The organism is Streptomyces sp. NBC_00878, from assembly GCF_026341515.1.
GTDB lineage: Bacteria > Actinomycetota > Actinomycetes > Streptomycetales > Streptomycetaceae > Streptomyces.
Window position 1 is genome coordinate 10,170,879 of record NZ_JAPEOK010000001.1, and the last position, 18,917, is coordinate 10,189,795.

Below are 18,917 nucleotides of genomic sequence, written 5' to 3' on the forward strand. Positions count from 1 at the left end.
GCTCCTGTTTGTACGGATGGGGTGGGCAGTAGCAGCACTGTAAGCGCGAACAGAGTCACAGGCCGCCGCGCCGGATGACCTCCGCGTACCAGCGGGCGCTGTCCTTTGGCGTGCGGTGCTGGGTCGCGTAGTCGACGTGAACGATGCCGAAGCGGGGCGTGTAGCCGAAAGACCACTCGAAGTTGTCCAGCAACGACCACACGAAGTAGCCCTTGAGCGGCACGCCACGGTCGATCGCCTGTGCGCAGGAGCGGAGATGGCCGTTCAGGTAGGCGATCCGGTCCGCGTCATGCACCTCGCCCTGTTGCACCAGGTCGTCGAAGGCGGCGCCGTTCTCCGTGATGTACAGGGGAGGTGCGGCCGGGTAGTCGTCCCTGAGTCGCAGGAGGAGATCGAGGAGTCCCTTCTCGTCGATCTCCCAGCCCATCGCGGTCCTCGGTCGGCCGCCGTCGGCGATACGGACCAACGGCGAGCCCACATAGGCGGATTCGGTCGGCGTCGAGCCGCCGGCGACCAGCATCGGTGAGTAGTAGTTGACGCCGAGGTAGTCCATCGGAGCCCCGATCCTCTTCAGGTCACCGTCGTGGATGTGCCCGAAGCCGGTGACCTCGTGGAGGTCGTCGAGGACGTCGTCGGGGTAGGCGCCGAGCAGCAGCGGGTCCAGGAAGAGGCGGTTCTGCATGCCGTCGATGCGGCGGGCCGCATCCAGGTCGGCGGGGGTGTCGTGGAGCGGCGAGACGTGGGTGAGGTTGAGCGTGATGCCGACCTGGGCAGCGCCCCGTATCGCCTCCGAGGCCAGGCCGTGCCCGAGCAGCAGGTGGTGGGCGGCGCGTACGGCGGCGGCGGGTTCGCGGCGGCCGGGGGCGTGGCGGCCCGTGGCGTAGCCGAGGAAGGCCGAGCACCACGGCTCGTTGAGGGTGGTCCAGTGGGCGATGCGATCGCCCAGCGCCTCGTGGACGAGGGCGGCGTATTCGGCGAACCGCACGGCGGTGTCCCGGGCGGGCCAGCCGCCGCTGTCCTCCAGTGGCTGGGGCAGGTCCCAGTGGTAGAGGGTGGGCCAGGGCTGGATGCCCTGGTCGAGGAGGGTGTCGGTGAGGCGGCGGTAGAAGTCGAGGCCGCGCTGGTTGACCGGCCCGGAGCCGGTGGGCTGGATCCGGGGCCAGGCGAGGGAGAAGCGGTAGGCGCGCAGGCCGAGTCCGGCCATCAGCGCCACGTCTCCGGGGAAGCGGTGGTAGTGGTCGGCCGCGACGGCTCCGGTGTCACCGTTCTGGATGGCGCCCGGAGTGGCCGCGAACGTGTCCCAGATGGAGGGACCCCGGCCGTCCTCGGCGACCGCGCCCTCGATCTGGTAGCTCGAAGTGGCGGCGCCCCACAGGAAGCCGGGATCGAACGTGCTCACTGAGTTGAACCTCCACCTGTGGGATTTCCGAGAGCGATAACAATCGGAGTGCCCTCGTCCTTGACGCGAATATCGCTGCTGACCTGGGTTGACGCCACAGCTCGGCCGGTTTCTGCGTGATGCCTCCAGCCAAGACTGGAAGCGCTTACAGTCGCAGAGTAGGAGCGGGATGTTCAGTCTGTGAAGGGTTCGGACACAGAAAAACTCCCGTGCTTGAAGGCTTGACAGCCTCCGGCGCCCCCACCCACCATCTGGCACTGACGCCGCACCGAGCCGGGAACCCTGCCACCGAGAAGGGCCCGGTATGTCCCACAGAGCCAGATGGGGTGCAGTCTTCCTCGCGCCCGTCCTGACCGTCGCCCTTGCCGCGACACCCGCACACGCGGCGGAGTACGAACGCGTGCTCAACGGCACGTTCGACAGCGGGAAAAGCCCCTGGTGGAGCAGCGGCAACACGCCGTCCGCCGTCAGTCTGGGCCGCCTGTGCGCCGACGTCCCCGCGGGGACCGTCAACCCATGGGACTCGATGATCGGCCAGAACGACATCCCACTGGAGGCGGGCCAGCCCTACACGCTGCGCTTCACCGCCTCCGCCACCCGGGACGTGTCCCTCCGCGCCGTGGTGCAGCTGCCCGCCGCTCCGGCCACCCTGAACAAGACCGCCACCGTCACCACCACACCCAAGTCCTTCCAGTTCACCGGCACGTCCACGACCGCCGGCCTGCACGCCCAGCTGCAGTTCCAACAGGGCGGCGCCGCCCAGCCGTTCACGCTGTGCCTCGACGACGTCTCCCTCACCGGCGGCGCGGTTCCCCCCGGCGGCGGGCGAGACTTCGGCTCCCCGGTGCGGACGAACCAGTACGGCTACGCCGTCCACGGCCCCAAGAAGGCGTCCATCGTCGACGCCTCGGCGACGCCCGTGCAATGGCGCCTGCTCGACTCCTCGGGCGCCGTCGTCAAGAACGGACTCACCCGCGTCCAGGGCACGGACACCGCCTCCGGCGACCATGTACACATCGCCGACTTCGGCTCGGTCCACAAGGCCGGCACGGGATACACGCTCGCGGTCGGCACGGCGACCAGCTATCCGTTCGCCATCGCGGACAACCCCTACAAGACCCTGCGCAAGGACTCCCTGGGCTACTTCTACGCCGTCCGCAGTGGCACGCCCATCGAGGCCCAGTACGCCGGCGACGCCTACGCCCGGCCCGCCGGACACCTCGGCGTGGCACCCAACAAGGGCGACACGGACGTGCCCTGCCAGCCCGGCACCTGCGGCTACTCGCTGGATGTCCGGGGCGGCTGGTACGACGCGGGCGACCAGGGCAAGTACGTCGTCAACGGCGCGCTCGCCGCCTGGCAGTTGATGGATTCGTACGAGCGCTCCCGTGCGCAGGATGACACCGCCGGGCTACGCGACGGACTGCTGAGCATCCCCGAGAACGACAACGGCGTTCCCGACGTACTCGACGAGTCGCGCTGGGAGACGGAGTTCCTGCTGAAGATGCAGGTGCCCGCGGGTGAGCCGCTGGCCGGCATGGTCCACCACAAGATCCACGACCTGGCCTGGACCGCCCTGCCCACCCAGCCCGACAAGGACTCCCAGCCCCGCTACCTGCACGCGCCGTCCACCGCCGCCACCCTCAACCTGGCCGCCGCGGCCGCCCAGTGCGCCCGGGTGTGGGAACGCTACGACGAGGCCTTCGCACGCAGGTGCCTGACAGCGGCCAAGACCGCCTGGAAGGCCGCGCTGGCCAGCCCCGACGTGTACGCCCCGGGCAGCGACAGCGTCGGCGGGGGAGCGTACGCCGACACGGACGTGACCGACGAGTTCTCGTGGGCCGCCACCGAGCTCTACGCCACCACACGCGACCGCGCCTACCTGTCCCGGATCGACACGAAGATCACCCCGGCCGGGTTCTCCTGGCGGGACACCGGCGCGCTGGCCGACCTCACCGTCGTCCGGCTGCCGAGCCGCTTCCCCGCCCCCATGGTCGCCGCCGCGCGCAAGCGGGTCCTCGCCGTCGCCGACGGGTTCGTACAGGACGCGCGGTCGCAGGGCTATCCGAACCTCAACCTGCCCGCGGACGGCGTGTACGTCTGGGGCTCCAACAGCGTCACCGTGAACAACGCCATGGTCATCGCGACCGCGTACGACATCACCGACCGCGGCGTCTACCGCGATGCCGTGCTGGAGTCGCTGGACTACCTCTTCGGCCGCAACGCCCTGAACCAGTCCTTCGTCACCGGATACGGCACTCAGGACAGCCACAACCAGCACAACCGAATCTGGGCCCACCAGATCGACCCCAAGCTGCCCAGCCCGCCGCCCGGTTCGCTGGCCGGCGGCCCCGACTCCGCCCTCCAGGACCCGGTCGCGCGACAGAACCTGGTCGGCTGCGCCCCCGCCACCTGCTACATCGACGACATCTACTCGTACTCGACCAACGAGATCGCCATCAACTGGAACTCCGCACTCGCCTGGGTGGCGACCTTCGCCGCCGACTCCGCGCGCTGAGCGCCAGTGTCCGAACCACCGCCGTGGCCCCGCCCGCGCAGGACGCGCGCGGGCGGGAGCCGAGCCGAGGGGCCCACGGCAGCCCCGCCCCGAGAGAAACGGGACTCACCATGCGCTGGAACGCCCTGCTCAAAACCGCCCCGCTCAAGACCGCCTTGCTCCGAACCGCTCTGATCGGTCTGCTCGTTCTACCGTTGCCGCTCGTGGCGGCCGGTCCGGCGGCCGCCGCCAGCCCGATCTCGCTGACCAGTGGTTTCTACTCCAACCCCGACTCCGGCCCGGCCACCTGGGTCCGCAACAACCCCTCCGACGCGCGGGCCGCGCGCATTCAGTCGGCCATCGCGTCCCAGGCGATCGCCCGTTGGTACACCGGCGGTGAGAGCGGAGGGATCGGAGCGGCCGTGGCCAACTACGTCGGCGCCGCCGACAGCCACGACAAGCTGCCGGTCCTCGTCGCGTACAACATCCCTCTCCGGGACGCGTGCGGCGGCCACTCGTCCGGCGGCGCGGGCAGCGTGGCCGAGTACCGCACCTGGATCTCGACCTTCGCGGCCGCGGTGGGCACCCGCCCCGCCGTGGTCGTCATCGAGCCGGACGCGCTGTCGGACTTCAGCTGTCTGACCAGCGCGCAGATCAGCGACCGGCTCGCGATGCTCGCGTACGCCTCCCAGATGTTCCAGCAGAAGGCACCCAACACCTGGGCCTATCTGGACGCCGGACACACCAACTGGGTCGCCCCGGCGACCATGGCGAGCCGGCTGAACTCCGCGGGCGTGCACAACATCCGCGGCTACGCCCTCAACGTCTCGAACTTCTACACCACCGGGTCCTCGGAGACCTACGGCAACTCGATCAACGCGTCCCTGGGCGGCGGCTCCCACTTCGTCGTGGACACCAGCCGCAACGGCAACGGCTCCAACGGCGAGTGGTGCAACCCGGCCGGACGCAAACTCGGCGTCACGGCGCGCGTGGGTGGCGGCGAGGACCTGCTGCTGTGGGTCAAGACACCGGGCAACTCCGACGGTGCGTGCGGCATAGCACCGACCGTCCCCGCCGGACAGTTCAGCCCCGACCTCGCGGTCCGGCTGATCGACGGCACGTGATCCCGGCGGCGTCCGGCACCACCTGATCCCGGCGTGGGGCGCGGGCCCCTGACAGCCCGCACCCCACGCCGTACCCGCTCGTCAAGCTCGTCAACTCGGCGGCTCCAGGCGGACGGTGTCCTCCGTGCCGTCGGGCCACGTGACCGAGGCGAGCGCGGTGCCGTCGCGGTCGTAGGAGACCTCCAGGCGTACGGCTTCGGCGGCGCCCGGCCCCTCGACCACTCCCGAGAGACAGACCAACGCGGCGTACACCGTGCCCGGTTCGACCTCTGCCGCCGTGGCGAGCCAGGGCGTTGCCGAGTACGGGCCGAAAGCGTTGGCGTCCCGCGCGGTGGCGATGCCTGCCTGGTCGAAGCCGCGCAACCCAACCACCGTGCTGGACAAGGCGGTTGAACGACGAACCCATGCGGCCGGCCCGGTTGCTTCGTGCGTTAACGGCGGCTCCGCGTCGGCCAGGCAGTAGCCGCCGAGCCGCAGCCGCAACGGCTCCCGCACCGGGCCGTCGACCCGGACGAGCCGGACCTCCAGCGGTCCGTTCAGCACGGACGCCGTCGTGACCCACGGACCTGGGCGGAAGCCGGGTGCGGGGTCGTGGGCGTACGGAGCGGGTACGGGGCCCAACGGCCAGTGGGCGCGGTGGCGGGAGACGGCGGTGCGCACACCGAGGTACAGCCGGGTCAGCGGGCGGCGGTGGGACGGGCGCCCCTCGGCGTCGAGCAGGGCGATGTGCGAGTCGAGCGGGTCGTTCAGGCTCGCCTCCGTGCTGTCGGGGGCGGCGTGGGAGGCGTACGCGAGGCGGCTGTAGACCGGGTCGTCCGCCTCGGCGTCGACGCCGTCACCGAACGCGTGGTCGCTGCCGTGGTTGACGACGCGTACGATCCCGTCCGCGGCCGTGCCGGAGACGAGCCAGCCCGGGGCGGTCAGCGTCCGCCGCACGTCACGGGTCTCGATCGGCAGCGGCTCCTCTTTCTCGGCCCACACCGGGTGCTCGGCCGGCAGCACCAGTCCGGCGAAGCCCTTGCTCGACCAGTACGGCGAGCCGGGCCCCGAGTACGGCTGCCGGATGGCCGTGAACTCCCCGTGCCAGCCCAGCGGTTGGAGCCCGCGCCCGTCGAAGCAGCCGGCCTCGGTGAAGTGCCGCAGCACGCCGCTGGCCAGTCGGCGGGTGCGGCCCGCAGGCAGGGGAGTGGCGTCGAAGACCGCGCCGGTCCACAGGGCGCAGAGCATCGCGTAGCGGTACGTGAGGGAGCGGCCCTGGTACAGCGGGGCGCCGTCGGCCGCCACCAGGTGCTGGGCGTCTTCGAGGTAGCGGCGCAGCCGGGCGCGGTAGCGGGGGAGGAGGGCGGGGTCGGCGGCGGCGCCGGAGATGCGGCAGTACCACAGCGGGTAGTACTGCATGGCCCAGCCCGAGTAGTGGTCGAAGTGCCGCAACGGGCCGTCCGTGCCGCCCCCGTCGGCGTACCAGCCGTCGCCCGCGTACCACTCCTCCGTCCGCGCGATCGCGTGGTAGATGTCGGACGCGCTCCACGGCGCGCCGACCGAGCGCAGGAACGCCGACGTGATTGCCCGGAACCAGACCCAGTTGTTGTCGGGGACGTCGCTGCAGAGCATGTCCGTCATCCAGGCGACGATCCGCTGCCGTACGCCGTCGGTCAGCCGGTCCCAGATCCACGGCCGTGTCTCGTGCAGCGCGATCGCCACCGACGCGCACTCCACCTTGGCCTGCCCGCACTCACGCAGGCTCGGCCAGTGCTCCGGCGAGCGCGGGTCGGTGCCGGCGGCCAGGCCCTCGGCGTACCACGCGGCATGGCCGCCCGGATCGGTGTCCCCGGAGTGTGCCAGGCGGAAGCCGGCGAGGAGGAAGGTGCGGGCGAACCCTTCGAGTCCGTCGCTGTGCCGGCCCGAGCGGCTGGCGGGGCCGGGCAGGTGCAGCAGGGCGTGCCGGTCGGTGGCGTACGGGCGGACGGCGGCCAGCTGCGCGTCGGCCAGCCCCTCCCAGTGCGTACGCGTCCAGCCGGTGTACGGGGAGAGGAGCCGGTCTTCCGGTGTCAACTGTCCGCCTTTCGGACGGTGTTGAGGCGGGCGGGGGGTGCCACCGACTGGCGTACGACGATGTGCGAGCCAAGCACCACATGGCGGCTCTGCGGATCGGTGGGGCGGCGGTGCAGGGCGAGGCGGGTGGCGGAGCGGCCGAGTTCCTGCTGGGGGACATGCACGGTGGTCAGCCGTGGGTAGAGGTCCTGGGCGAGCGGGATGTCGTCGAAGCCGACCACGGATACGTCGTCGGGGACCGAGCGGCCCAGGTCGCGGGCGGCGGCGATGGTGCCGGCGGCGCTCATGTCGTTGGCGCAGAAGATCGCGGTGGCGTCGGTGTCGGTCAGGAGTCGGCAGGCCGCTTCGTAGCCGGACTCGCGTGTCATGTCGCTCTCGGCGACGAGCGCCGGGTCGGGCTTGATGCCGTGGGCGCGCAACGCCCGTTCGTACCCTTCGAGGCGCTGGCCCGCCACGCTGAACTCGTGCGGGCCCGCCAGGTGGGCGACCCGGGTGTGACCGGCGGAGATCAGGTGACTGGTGGCGGCGAAGGCGCCGCTCTCCATGTCGCACTCCACCACGTCCACCGGCGCCTTCGCGCCCTTCCAGGTCCGGCCGCACAGCACCAGGCGGGCACCGGCCCGGTCCATCCCCTCGGCAGCGGCGGCGAGTTGGGCGAGGTGCTCCTCGGTCTCGGCCATGCCGCCGACCAGGATGATCGCCTCCGCGCCCCGCTGGCGCATCAGGTTGATCACCGACAGCTCGCGCTCCGGGACGCCCTGGGTGGAACAGACGAGGCAGACCCGGCCGTCGGCGACGGCCTGCTCCTCCACTCCGGAGGCGACGTTCATGAAGAACGGCGAGGTGATGTCGTTGACCACCATCGCCACCATCCCCGAGGCCGTGGAGATGGAGCGGGCGTTGGCGTTGACCACGTAGTCGAGTTCGTGCACGGCCTGCATGACCCGCTCGTGCGTCGCGGTGGGCGCTGTGTACGCCCCGCTGAGTATCCGCGAGACGGTGGCGACGGACACGCCCGCGCGCGACGCCACGTCACGAATTGTCGCCCGACCTGCGGAACCCCGACCACGAGCCATGCTCTGCTTCTCCTTGCCCCGGTGAACAGCCGACGTGAGTAACGCCGATGAAAAAGTTACACAACCTTCCGGAGTTTCTCTATGCCCTGGCGGAGGTTCGAATGCCCGGGCTTCCCGGCGTCGTGAGGATGGGCTCGTAAAGCCTCGTCGAACCCCTTGACGACCGCGACACGCACCCTTAACGTCCCGGTTACTGTAAACGGTTCAGTGAACGTTACACGCCGTTCAGCATCCCTCTTCTCCGCCTCGGAGGAACACCAGATGACTTCGTCGAACGTCTCCAGACGCAGCCTCCTGCGCACCGCCGCACTCGGCGCCGGGACCATGGCATTGGGCGGCGGCCTGAGCGCATGCGGCTCCGGCTCCCCCTCCTCGTCGGCGGACACGCTCACCTACTGGGACTGGTACGTCACCCAAGCACCCTGGGTCGACAAGGAGATAGAACTCTTCGAGAAGGCCCACAGCGGGGTCGGCGTCAAGAAGACCACCCAGCAGAACGCGAAGTACCCGGACTTGGTCGCGCTCGCCAACCGCAGCGGCAACCCGCCGGACGTCTTCATGATCCCGCAGGTGCCCAGCGTCGCCGAGCAGGTCGCCAAGGGCTGGCTGCACCCACTCGACGAGTGGGCGACGCCCAAGTGGCAGTCGCGCTTCCCCGAGGGCACCTTCCTGGAAGGCGCCAACGTCTTCGACGGCAAGGTCTACTCGGCCCCGCTGAAGGGCTCGGGCGCACAGCTCCAGCTCTACATCCACCACGGCGTCTTCACGTCCGTCGGGCTGACCAACCCTGACGGCAGCGTCAAAATCCCCAGGACCTGGGACGAAGTCACCAGCGCCGCCCAGACGATCACCAAGAAGAGCGGCGGCAAGTCGTACGGCTTCGGCTTCGGCAACGCCGACGGCATCGGCGTCCTCGCTTGGTGGCTCGACCTGTTCGTCCGCGGCGCCGGTGCACCCGGCGGCGCTCCCACAGCGCCCGGCACCGGCATGGACTACCGCGTCGGCAAGTGGACGTTCGGCACCGACCGGGCGTACGCCGACTTCCTTGAGCTGTTCGTCGAATGGAAGAAGCGCGGTTTCTTCCACCCCAACTCCGTCAGTCTCTCGGACGAAGCGGCCCGCGCGTTCTTCGAGCGCGGCAAGTTCGGTATGACCGTCGGCGGCGTGTGGAACCAGCCCGAGTGGACCCAGCACAAGTTCACCGACTACAGCCTGGTCACGCTGCCCTCGCCCACCGCGACCCCCAAGGGTTACTGGTACGCGGACCCGGTCGGCAACGGCGCCTTCGCCGCGGTCTCCGCCAAGAGCAAGAAGGCACACGAGGCATTCCAGTGGCTGGACGCGCTGACGTCCCCCGCCGCCGGCCGCCGCTGGGTGCAGGACCTCAACGGTGTCTCCGTGTACCCCGAGGGCAACGACCCTGACGGCATCGACTCCAAGCCGTTCGCCGCCTTCGTCGGCATGACCGAGCAGGTGCTGCGCGGACCGGTGCCCCTCGTACGCAATCCGGAGCTGGCCGGCGTCGCGCCCAGTGTCCCCAAGCCGGACATCAGCGATGTGGTGGCCGGCGTCTATACCGGCCAGATCAAGGACGTTCAGGGCGCGTTGAGCAGCCTCGCCGACAAGAAGTTCCAGCTCCTCTCCGACGCGGTCGCCGCGGTGGCCAAGAAGGGCAAGAAGGTCAGCACGTCCGACTACGTCTTTACCGACTGGGATCCCACGAAGCCGTACACCACGAAGAAGGCGTGAGCAGGAACCATGTCACTCCTCGACACCCGCGAGCGTCGACGAACGCCCGCGACCGCGCCGCCGGTCGCCGCCCGGAACGGCCTCTGGCAGCGCATTCGCGCCGCCAAGTGGTCGTACGTCTATCTGGCCCCGATGGCCGTGCTGCTGCTGGCCTTCGTGATCTACCCGATCTTCGCCTCGTTCGGCTACACCTTCTACCGGTGGAACGGCATCGGCTCACCCGGCGAATACGTGGGCCTGGACAACTTCCGGCAGATCCTGCACGACGGCATCTTCTGGGGCGCCGTCAAGCACACCTTCCTCTACGCGTTCGTGCTCGTCCCGGTGCAACTGCTGCTGGCTCTGGCGCTCGCACTGGTTCTCAACAACCCGAAGCTCAAGTTCGCACTGTTCTTCCGCACCGTCTACTTCATACCCGTCGTCACCTCGGCCGCGGTCGTCGGCGTGGTCATCCAGCTCATGCTCGCCAACTTCGGTGACTCGGCGGGCAGTCTGCTCGCCAAGACCGGGGTGACCAACGGGCACATCGACTGGCTCGGCGACCCGAACACCGCCCTGGCCGTGATCATCGCGATCGGCATCTGGCACACCCTCGGCTACAACCTCGTCTACTTCCTCGCCGGACTGCAGACCATCCCGGCGGAGCTGTACGAGGCGGCGAAGCTCGACGGCTGCGGCCCTGTCCAGTCCTTCTTCCGCATCACCATCCCGATGCTGCGCCAAGTCGGCGTCGTCATCGTGGTGCTCGCCTTCATCGGCAGCTTCCAGGTCTTCGACCTGGTGCAGGTCCTCACCGGCGGCGGCCCGTACTTCGCCACCGAGGTCGTCAACACGTACATCTACCACCTGGCCTTCGGCGGTGCCGCCGGCGCCGCCGCCCAGCCCGACATCGGCCTGGCCTCCGCGGCCTCGTTCCTCTACGGCCTCCTGCTCATCCTCTTCTCCGCGCTGCAGGTCCTCGCCCTGCGCCGAATCAGCCGACGGCGCACGGCCGCCAACCAGTGAAGGAGCCCTCATGGCGATGCCCACCCTGTCCCCGCGCCTGCGCCAGGGCCGACGCGGTCTGCTCTATCTCGCGTTGCTCGGCGGCGGCCTCATCTGGCTCTACCCGTTCCTGTGGGCGCTGGGCAGCTCGCTCAAGAGCACCGACGGCTTCTTCTCCGGCGGACTGAACCCGATCCCGTCCGAGTTCCACTGGTCCAACTACAGCGAGGCCTGGACACAGGCGGACTTCAGCCGGTTCTTCGTCAACACGGTCCTGTTCGCCATGGGCACGGTCGTCGTCACGCTGCTCGCCACCTCCATGGCGGGCTATGTCCTGGCCCGCACCGACTTCCCCGGCAAGAAGATCTGGCTGGGCCTGGTCGGTGTGACGCTCTTCCTGCCGCACGGTTACACGATCATCCCGGTCTTCGACCTGATCCAGCGGCTGCATCTCCTCAACACCCTCTGGTCGGTGGTCATCGTCCAGTCGGCGGGCGGGATGGTCTTCGGCACCTTTCTCTTCATGGGCTACTTCACGACGATCGACCGGGGGTTGGAGGACGCGGCCCGCGTGGACGGGGCGAACTTCCACCAGATCTTCTGGCGGATCATGCTGCCGCTGTCCGGGCCGATGCTGGCGACCGTGGGCCTGTTCGCCTGCATCACGGCCTGGAACAGCTTCTTCATCCCGCTGGTCTTCACCCTCTCCCGCCCCGAACTGCACACGCTGTCGGTGGGCATGTTCAACTTCATCGGCCAGAACTCCACCGCCTGGACCCTGGTGTGCGCGGGGTCGGTCATCACCCTGCTGCCCATCGTGCTGATCTTCGTCGTGCTACAGCGGTTCTTCATCAACGGGCTGGCGGGCGCGGTCAAGCAGTAGCGAGGTGCGGCTGTCGGTCAGTAGCGAGGAGTGGCTGTTGTCGGTCGGTTCGCCGTGCCCGTGGTGGTGCCGCCCGGCTACGAACCGGCGGGCAACCGCAGCGTGAAGACCGTTTCCGTACCGGGCACGCTGGTAGCCGTGACCGTTCCCCTGTGGGCGTCGATCAGCTGCCTGACGATCGACAGGCCAAGGCCGCTGCCTCCACCGCGCCTGCTGCGGGACTTCTCCGCACGCCAGAAACGGTCGAACACCTGGGGCAGTTCCTCGGGTTCGATGCCGCTGCCGGTGTCGGCGACCTCGATCATGACGTCGTCCCCGGCACGATGGGCGGAGAGTGTGACCCTGCCGCCGGGCGGGGTGTGCCGTACCGCGTTGGACATCAGATTGCCCAGGGCCTGGCGCAGCCGCAGCGGGTCGGCGTCCACCGCCGGATCATCTGTGACGTGGGTGAGTACCGTGACGCCCGCGGCCTCGGCTCCGGCCCGGTGCGCGCCGGAGACCTGCTCGACCACGTCGCGCAGGAGCAGCCGCTCGGGATGCAGCCGCAGCGTCCCGGCGTCGGCCGCGGCGAGGATCTGCAGGTCGTCGATGATGTGCTGGAGCAGGACCGCCTCCTCCTGGAGCGAGGACAGCAGGGCGGAATCGGGCACGGCGATGCCGTCCTGTGCCGCCTCCAGCCAGCCGCGGATATTGGTCAGCGGTGTGCGCAGCTCGTGGGCGATGTCGCTGACCATGGCCTTGCGCTGCTCCTCAGTGCGTTCCCGGCGCTCCGACAGGTCGTTGAAGGCGGCGGCCAGGTAGCCGGTCTCGTCCTTGGAGGTGACCCGGACGCGGACGTGCCGCTCGCTCGGGTTCTGGGCCGCGTCGGCCAGCGCGCGCAGCGGCCGCACCAGCCGGATCGCGATGAAGATGGTCACTGCGAAGGTCGCCGCCAGGACCAGGCCGGTGACGCCCGCGATCCGGGCGGTGCCGGCCGGGGACAGATCGACGACGGGAGTGGCCGGGCCGGAGGATGTGCTGATGAAGAGGAGGGCCGGCGGGGCCACATAGGGAGCCAGCTGGTCGCGCAGCCCCTCCACGCCGCAGGCCTCGACGATCGCGGACTCCTTAGCAGTCCCCTTGTATCCTGCCTCGAAGTCCAGGCCGATCGCCACGTCCTGCGTGTTCGGCACACCGCGGCTCGCCGCACAGGCCTCCACGAGTTCTTGCAGGTCCGCCAGGGCGTCGGCTTCCGTCCTGGTGGGGGTCGCGAGCCGCTCGGGAAGGCACAGATCGTCGACAGACGGCAGGGCCGGCTGGGTGAGCCGGACGTCGGGCCGACCGCTCGACCTGACGACCACCTGGGCGCGGTATCCCGAGTCGGCCAGGCACGTGACCTGCTCGCGGGCAAGAAGCCCGAGTTTCTCCCGTTCCTGGACGGGGAGTTCGTACGGTCCTACGGCACGAGCGTCGATGCGTGAGGTATCCGTACCGGTGCCCTGACCCGGGGCGGCAGGCGTGCGCAAGGGATCGATCACCGCCGAAGCCCGCGTCGGCAGCCGGGAACCATCCTCGCTCGAACTGGCGATCACTCGGCGCCCCGCTGTCGTCAACGTGATGTCACGACCGGTCTTCTTCGCAAGCTCCCGAACGGTCCCGGTCACACCCGCCCAGTTCCGGTGGCGGGCCGCATAGCCGGTCAGCGTGTCCTGAACGCTGGTGTCGTCCGCCAGGACCTGGCCGCGTTCCTGCTCGATGGACAGGGTGGTGCTGCGGACCACGAGCCAGGCGGTGGAGCCGATGGACAGCAGGGCGATCAGCAGGGAGGTGCCCAGCAGGCGTGTCAGCAGGCTGTTGCGCAGCAGGATTTTGCGCGCCGGGGCTCTACGTGCCACGGCGGCCGCCTGTCAGCTTGTATCCGACGCCGAACACGGTCAACAGGATCTCCGGGGCACGGGGGTCGGTCTCGATCTTCCTTCGCAGGTTCACGATGTGCACGTCGATGGCGCGTTCGGTGGAGGCCCGGTCGTACCCCTGGGTGCACTCCAGCAACTCCCGCCGGGAGAACACCCGGCCCGGTGCGGCGGCCATGGCCTCAAGGATCCGGAACTCGCCCGGCGTACAGGGCACCGGCCGGTCACGACAGGCCACTTCATGCCTGTCCGGATCCACGAGGAGCGGCCCGGCGCGCAGCACCCGCGGGTCATCGGGGACCGATGGCTGGGTGCGCCGTAGGAGGGTACGGACCCTGGCCATCAGCTCGCGCGGACTGTAGGGCTTGGTCATGTAGTCGTCCGCGCCCAGGTCCAGGCCACGCAGCAGATCGTCCTCGGTGGAGCGGGCGGTGAGCATCAGCACCGGCAGGCCGCCCTCGTCGCGCACCCGGCGGCACACCTCCAGCCCATCGACGCCGGGCAGCATCCAGTCGAGCACCAGCAGGTCCGGGGGCTCCCTGAGAGCCTGGTCCATCGCTGACTGACCGTCGTAGACGACGGTCACGGTGTGACCGTCGTGTTCGAGATAGCCGCGGATCAACGCGGCCTGCTTCTCGTCGTCCTCGGCCACTAGAACATGCGCGCACATGCCCCTGATGGTAGAGGCGAAAGGGCGCCACCAACGGGCGGTGAGAGCTTTCTCCCACCCTTGCAATTCCCTAATACCCGCATGCCGTTCGGGTTCCACGGAAAATTCGCCGACGCATTGTCGCCGTGCTCACCAGGTCCTAACACGGGTGGGTCATGGTCGTCGTATGACGAATTCAGCAATCCGATCGTCGGCCACCGTACGGGCACCGCGTCGGTTCATCATGGCCGCGATATGCGCCGTGGCAGTAAGCGCGCTGGCTACTGGCTGTTCCTCGGACTCGGCCGCCAAGGACAAGAGCAGCGGCAAAGGCGATGGTGTGGCCTCCGTGTCCGATCCGAGCGGAAAGGGAAAGGAAAAGGGGACATCGTCGGGCAGCGGTGCTGCCGGGAAGGACGCTCCGCAGATCCGGCTCGACACCACGGAGCCGGAGAAGCTGGCCATGTACCAGCCCTACCTGTCGTGTCTGAAGAGCAACGGGGTGCCGGTGGAAAAGGCCGGCATCGGCGGGCCGAACGCCAATGGCAAATTCTCCGGAGACCCCTCACAGCTGTGGTATCCGAGTGCGGATGTGTCCGACTATCCCAAGGCTGTTCAGGCGTGCACCGGAAAAGAACCCCTCTACCCGCCTGAGCTCGACCCGAAGAAGAACCCCCACTTCATGGACGACTTCCGCAAGCAGATCGAGTGCATGGACGGCCGGGGACTCAAGGTCGACCCGTTGCCCGACGGCAGTGGCTGGAACTATGGCGAGGGTGGTTCGTCCCTGTCCACCGCCGAAACCACTCGGATCGAGCACGAGTGCCAGATGGAGGCCTTCGGTGGCCAGGACTGAGCGGACCGGTCCCGGCGCACGACGCCCCAGAACCACGGTCCTGGTCGTCACCCTCGCCGTGCTCATGGCAGGGGGCGTCGGCGCGGGACTGGTGTGGGCCGGCGGCGGCAAGGAACAGGACACCGAGGCGAAGGACACGCCGCGGGTCAAGAGCGTCGCCGTGACCCGGACCGACCTGTCGGACACCAGGGAGATGGAGGGCACCCTCGGCTACGGCGTCTCCCGGACCGTCAAGGGCGCCGACGGCGGAAGGGTCACCTGGCTGCCCACGGCCGGCGCCACGGTGAAGCGCGGCGAACAGCTGTACCGGGTCGACGACCGTCCCGCCGTGGTCCTCTACGGCAGTACGCCGATGTACCGCAGGCTCGACACCAGCGGGGCGGTCGGGCGGGATGTGCGGGTGATCGCCGACAACCTCAAGGCGCTCGGCTACGACATCGGGAACCAGCCCGCTCCGGGCACCTCCGTCCAGCCACAGGCGCCCAGGGAGACCCCGTCACCCGAGACCTCCGCGCCCAAGGAGCCAGGGGAGACGGGGAAAGACCCCGCTGAAGGCTCCTCCGGTTCCCCGGGGGCGAGCGAGGGCGCCGACAAGCCGGCCGGCCCGACGAGTACGCCACCCTCGCCCGTCACGGTCAAGGCGGGCGACGGGGTGCTCACCGCTTCCCTGATCGAGGCGATCAAGCGCTGGCAGCCAACCGCCGGCATGGAACCGACCGGCGTACTCGACATCAGCGATGTCGTGGTGACGACGGGTGCGGTGCGGGTCGGCAACCTCAGCGCCCGGCTCGGCGACGAGGCGTCGGCGGAACTGATGACGGTCACCGCCACCACCAAGACGGTGACCATACCGGTGGACGCGCTCGACATCGGCTCGATCAAGCGGAACCAACGGGTCGGCGTGACCCTCCCCGACCAGTCCACGACCTCCGGCAAGGTCGCGCAGATCAGCACGATCATCAACGGCGCCGGCAGTGACGAAGGCGGCGCCGACGGGAGTCCGGCCCAGCTCAACGTCACCGTCTCCCTCAAGGACGCGAAGGCCGTACGGGACGTCGACGCCGCGAAGGTCCAGGTACGGTTCGAGGCCGGGACCCGGAAGAACGTCCTGGTCGTCCCGGTCGGCGCGCTGCTCGCCCTGAGCGAGGGCGGCTACGGCGTCCAGACCTCGGGAGGCAAGCTTGTCGCCGTCGAGACAGGGCTGTTCGCCAAAGGGCTGGTGGAGGTCAGCGGCAGTGGAATCGCCGAGGGAACGAAGGTGGAAACCACCTCATGACCCCGGTTCTCACCGTCCGCGACGCGACCATGGCCTACCCCGGTGGCGTACGAGCCCTCGACGCGGTCTCGTTGACCATCGAGGAAGGCGAACTGCTCGCCATCGTGGGCCCGTCCGGATCCGGCAAATCCACGCTGCTCAACATCATGGGCACCCTGGACCGGCCCACCTGCGGCAGTGTGACGATCGGCGGCCAGGACGCCGCCGGGCTGTCCGACCGTCAGCTGTCCGCCCTGCGCGGGCGGTGGCTCGGTTTCGTCTTCCAGCAGTTCCACCTGACCGACGGGCTCACCGCCGCGGAGAACGTCGCCACCGGACTGCTCTACGCCGGGGTGCCGAGACGTCGTAGGCGCTCCCTGGCCGTCGAGGCCTTGGGGCGAGTCGGCCTGGCGCGCCGGACCGGCCATCTGCCGCACCAGCTGTCCGGCGGCGAGCGGCAGCGGGTCGCCATCGCCCGTGCTCTGGTCAACGAGCCGGCGCTGGTACTGGCCGACGAGCCCACCGGGGCGCTCGACACCGCCAACGGCGCCGCCGTCCTGTCCCTGTTGACCACGCTGAACGAAGAAGGCACCACCATCGCGATCATCACGCACGACCGGGACATCGCCGCGCAACTGCCCCGCCGGATCGAGATCCTCGACGGCCGCCTCGTCGCGGACACCGCCACCACCGCGACGGCCGCTACCACTGTGCCCACGACGGCCGCCGCCTCGGCGATTACCACGGCCACCGCCACGGCGACGGGAAGCCCATGATGACCGGCCTCTCGTCCCCGTCCCGCCCCCGTGAGCGCCGCGGGAGGAACAGGACCGAGCCTTCCGGGGGAACCGGCGGCGGAAATACGCGCAGTGTCAGGCCGGTACGCCTGGCGCCCCTCGATCTCCTCGGCCTCGGTCTGCTGGGCATCCGTACGCGCAAGCTGCGGGCGGCCCTGTCGGCGCTCGGGATCTCCATCGGCATCGCCACGATGATCGTGGTGACCGGCATCCCGGCCTCCAGCCAGCAGGCGTTGATGGCCGAACTGTCCGCGCTCGGCACCAACATGCTGCGCGCGGAACCGGTCCCCAACGAGCAGTCCCCCGTGCTGCTGCCCGAGGAGTCGATCGACATGGTGCGCCGCGTCGGCCCGGTGACGAAGGTGAGCGCGGTCGCGAACACCCATGCCACCGTGCGCCGTTCCGACCGCATCGCTGCCAACGACTTCTCCGGCCTGACCGTCCTCGCGGCCAAACTCGACCTGCTGGGCGCGGTGAGCGCCGACGTGGCTTCGGGCCGGTTCTTCAGCCGGGCCGACGAACGGTTCCCCACCGCGGTACTCGGCTCCCGGGCGGCCACCCGCCTCGGCTTCGGCAGGCTCGCGCCAGGGGAACCCGCTCCGCAGATCTACATCGACAAACGCTGGTTCAGCGTGATCGGAATCCTCGAACCGGTCCCGCTGGCAGCCGACCTCGACCAGACCGTCCTCGTGGGCTGGCCCGCGGCCAAGGAACTGCTGAGGTTCAAGGGGAACCCCACGGTGATCTACGTCCGGGCAACGGAGTCCCGGCTCGAAGACGTCCGGGGAGTGCTCGCGGCCACGGTCTTCCCCGAATTGCCGGGTCAGGTCACGGTCAGCCGCCCCTCCGACGCGCTGGCCGCCAAACGCGCCACCCAGAACTCGTTCTCCTCGCTGTTCATCGGCCTGGCCGGGGTCGCCCTGCTGGTCGGCGGGATCGGCGTCGCCAACACGATGTTCATCTCGGTGCTGGAACGCCGCCGGGAGATCGGACTGCGCCGCGCGCTGGGGGCGAGCCGGGGACAGATCAGAGGACAGTTCCTCACCGAGTCCGTGGCTCTGTCCGGCCTGGGCGGTCTGGTCGGGACCCTGCTGGGCGTGCTCGCCACGGTCGGCTACGCCACCTACCAGGGCTGGCCCCCCGTCGTCCCCCTCGTCTCCGTGGCGGGCGGCTGCCTCGGCGCCCTCGTGGTCGGCGTGGCGGCGGGTGTCTACCCTTCCGTCCGCGCGTCCCGACTGACTCCGACCGAGGCCCTGTCGGCGACATGACGCCGGCGGAACACGACGACAACCCGTGACGTGTGCGCGGGCTCCGCTCCGCTCGGGGCCCGCGCGCACCGCCGTCGACGGGCTCAGTGCAGCCGCTCGCGGCCCCACCAGAAGATGAACGCCGTCATGGCCGCCGTGAGGGCGAGCAGAATCGCGGACCCGGTCCACAGCATGGGGGACAACTCAAAGCGAGGGCGAACGCCACCCGGGTGCGCTGACCGCCGGAGAGCGTGCCGATCCGCGCGTCGAGGGGCACATTGCCGGCCCGGACGATGTTCTCGGCGGCCTTGTGGTCCCAGCGGGCGTTGAGCTCCCGGCCCATGCGCAAGGTCTCGGCGACGGTGAAATGCCGGAACTGCGGCTTCTCCTGCGCGAGGAAGGCGGTACGCCGGTTGGCCTCTGCGGAACCCGGGGCCGCGCCGAAAGTGTTACTCAG

At 69.6% G+C, this 18,917-nt stretch carries 14 protein-coding genes and 1 pseudogene; 9 read left to right on the top strand and 6 right to left on the bottom strand.

From position 1 onward, the window contains the following. Positions 1–55 precede the first annotated feature (55 nt). Positions 56–1,399: a GH1 family beta-glucosidase gene (locus OHA11_RS44355; RefSeq protein WP_266506760.1), complete on the bottom strand. Its 1,344-nt coding sequence runs from the start codon at positions 1,397–1,399 to the stop codon at positions 56–58. A gap of 304 nt (positions 1,400–1,703) precedes the next feature. Between OHA11_RS44355 and OHA11_RS44360 the strand changes: the two genes are divergently transcribed. Both OHA11_RS44360 and OHA11_RS44365 read left to right on the top strand, forming a co-directional pair. Further along, entirely contained in the window at positions 1,704–3,917 is a 2,214-nt protein-coding gene (locus OHA11_RS44360) for a glycoside hydrolase family 9 protein (protein WP_266506762.1), read from the top strand. 110 nt (positions 3,918–4,027) lie between these two features. After that, positions 4,028–5,020 (top strand): glycoside hydrolase family 6 protein, encoded by a 993-nt coding sequence (locus OHA11_RS44365; protein ID WP_266506764.1) that lies wholly within the window; start codon positions 4,028–4,030, stop codon positions 5,018–5,020. A gap of 90 nt (positions 5,021–5,110) precedes the next feature. On the opposite strand, the gene OHA11_RS44370 is transcribed toward OHA11_RS44365, so the two are convergent. Further along, complete coding sequence (locus OHA11_RS44370) at positions 5,111–7,072, bottom strand: DUF2264 domain-containing protein (protein ID WP_266506766.1); 1,962 nt, start codon at positions 7,070–7,072, stop codon at positions 5,111–5,113. Continuing rightward, positions 7,069–8,103, bottom strand: coding sequence for a LacI family DNA-binding transcriptional regulator (locus OHA11_RS44375; protein WP_266506768.1), 1,035 nt, complete (start codon positions 8,101–8,103; stop codon positions 7,069–7,071). Before OHA11_RS44375 ends, OHA11_RS44370 begins: the two co-directional genes overlap by 4 nt. 306 nt (positions 8,104–8,409) lie before the next feature. On the opposite strand from OHA11_RS44375, the gene OHA11_RS44380 reads away from it, so the two are divergent. The 3 genes from OHA11_RS44380 to OHA11_RS44390 are packed head-to-tail and all read left to right on the top strand — an operon-like array spanning position 8,410 to position 11,764. Then, positions 8,410–9,897 (top strand): ABC transporter substrate-binding protein, encoded by a 1,488-nt coding sequence (locus OHA11_RS44380; RefSeq protein WP_266506770.1) that lies wholly within the window; start codon positions 8,410–8,412, stop codon positions 9,895–9,897. Positions 9,898–9,906: 9 nt separating this feature from the next. Continuing rightward, a complete protein-coding gene (locus OHA11_RS44385; protein ID WP_266506772.1) occupies positions 9,907–10,902 on the top strand; it encodes a carbohydrate ABC transporter permease in 996 nt (331 codons plus the stop codon). A gap of 10 nt (positions 10,903–10,912) precedes the next feature. Continuing rightward, the gene (locus OHA11_RS44390; RefSeq protein WP_266506774.1) at positions 10,913–11,764 is read left to right on the top strand and encodes a carbohydrate ABC transporter permease; all 852 of its coding nucleotides are present in this window, start codon (positions 10,913–10,915) and stop codon (positions 11,762–11,764) included. A gap of 77 nt (positions 11,765–11,841) precedes the next feature. On the opposite strand, the gene OHA11_RS44395 is transcribed toward OHA11_RS44390, so the two are convergent. Together OHA11_RS44395 and OHA11_RS44400 are read right to left on the bottom strand one after the other, a co-directional pair. Next, on the bottom strand, positions 11,842–13,638 hold the full coding sequence (locus OHA11_RS44395; RefSeq protein WP_266506776.1) for a HAMP domain-containing sensor histidine kinase: 1,797 nt from the start codon (positions 13,636–13,638) through the stop codon (positions 11,842–11,844). After that, entirely contained in the window at positions 13,628–14,326 is a 699-nt protein-coding gene (locus OHA11_RS44400; protein ID WP_266506778.1) for a response regulator transcription factor, read from the bottom strand. The genes OHA11_RS44395 and OHA11_RS44400 overlap by 11 nt, the downstream gene beginning before the upstream one ends. Before the next feature lie 166 nt (positions 14,327–14,492). Between OHA11_RS44400 and OHA11_RS44405 the strand changes: the two genes are divergently transcribed. From OHA11_RS44405 to OHA11_RS44420, 4 genes are read left to right on the top strand one after another with little or no spacing between them, the layout of a single operon-like run. Continuing rightward, complete coding sequence (locus OHA11_RS44405) at positions 14,493–15,161, top strand: hypothetical protein (protein WP_266506780.1); 669 nt, start codon at positions 14,493–14,495, stop codon at positions 15,159–15,161. Further along, complete coding sequence (locus OHA11_RS44410) at positions 15,148–16,437, top strand: peptidoglycan-binding protein (protein WP_266506782.1); 1,290 nt, start codon at positions 15,148–15,150, stop codon at positions 16,435–16,437. Before OHA11_RS44405 ends, OHA11_RS44410 begins: the two co-directional genes overlap by 14 nt. Continuing rightward, positions 16,434–17,192, top strand: coding sequence for an ABC transporter ATP-binding protein (locus OHA11_RS44415; RefSeq protein WP_266506784.1), 759 nt, complete (start codon positions 16,434–16,436; stop codon positions 17,190–17,192). The genes OHA11_RS44410 and OHA11_RS44415 overlap by 4 nt, the downstream gene beginning before the upstream one ends. After that, the gene (locus OHA11_RS44420; protein ID WP_266507868.1) at positions 17,192–18,481 is read left to right on the top strand and encodes an ABC transporter permease; all 1,290 of its coding nucleotides are present in this window, start codon (positions 17,192–17,194) and stop codon (positions 18,479–18,481) included. The genes OHA11_RS44415 and OHA11_RS44420 overlap by 1 nt, the downstream gene beginning before the upstream one ends. Positions 18,482–18,668: 187 nt before the next feature. Here the strand turns inward: OHA11_RS44420 and OHA11_RS44425 are convergent. Then, positions 18,669–18,905: pseudogene (locus OHA11_RS44425) on the bottom strand (ABC transporter ATP-binding protein); the annotation flags it as partial. Between the last annotated feature and the right edge of the window lie 12 nt (positions 18,906–18,917).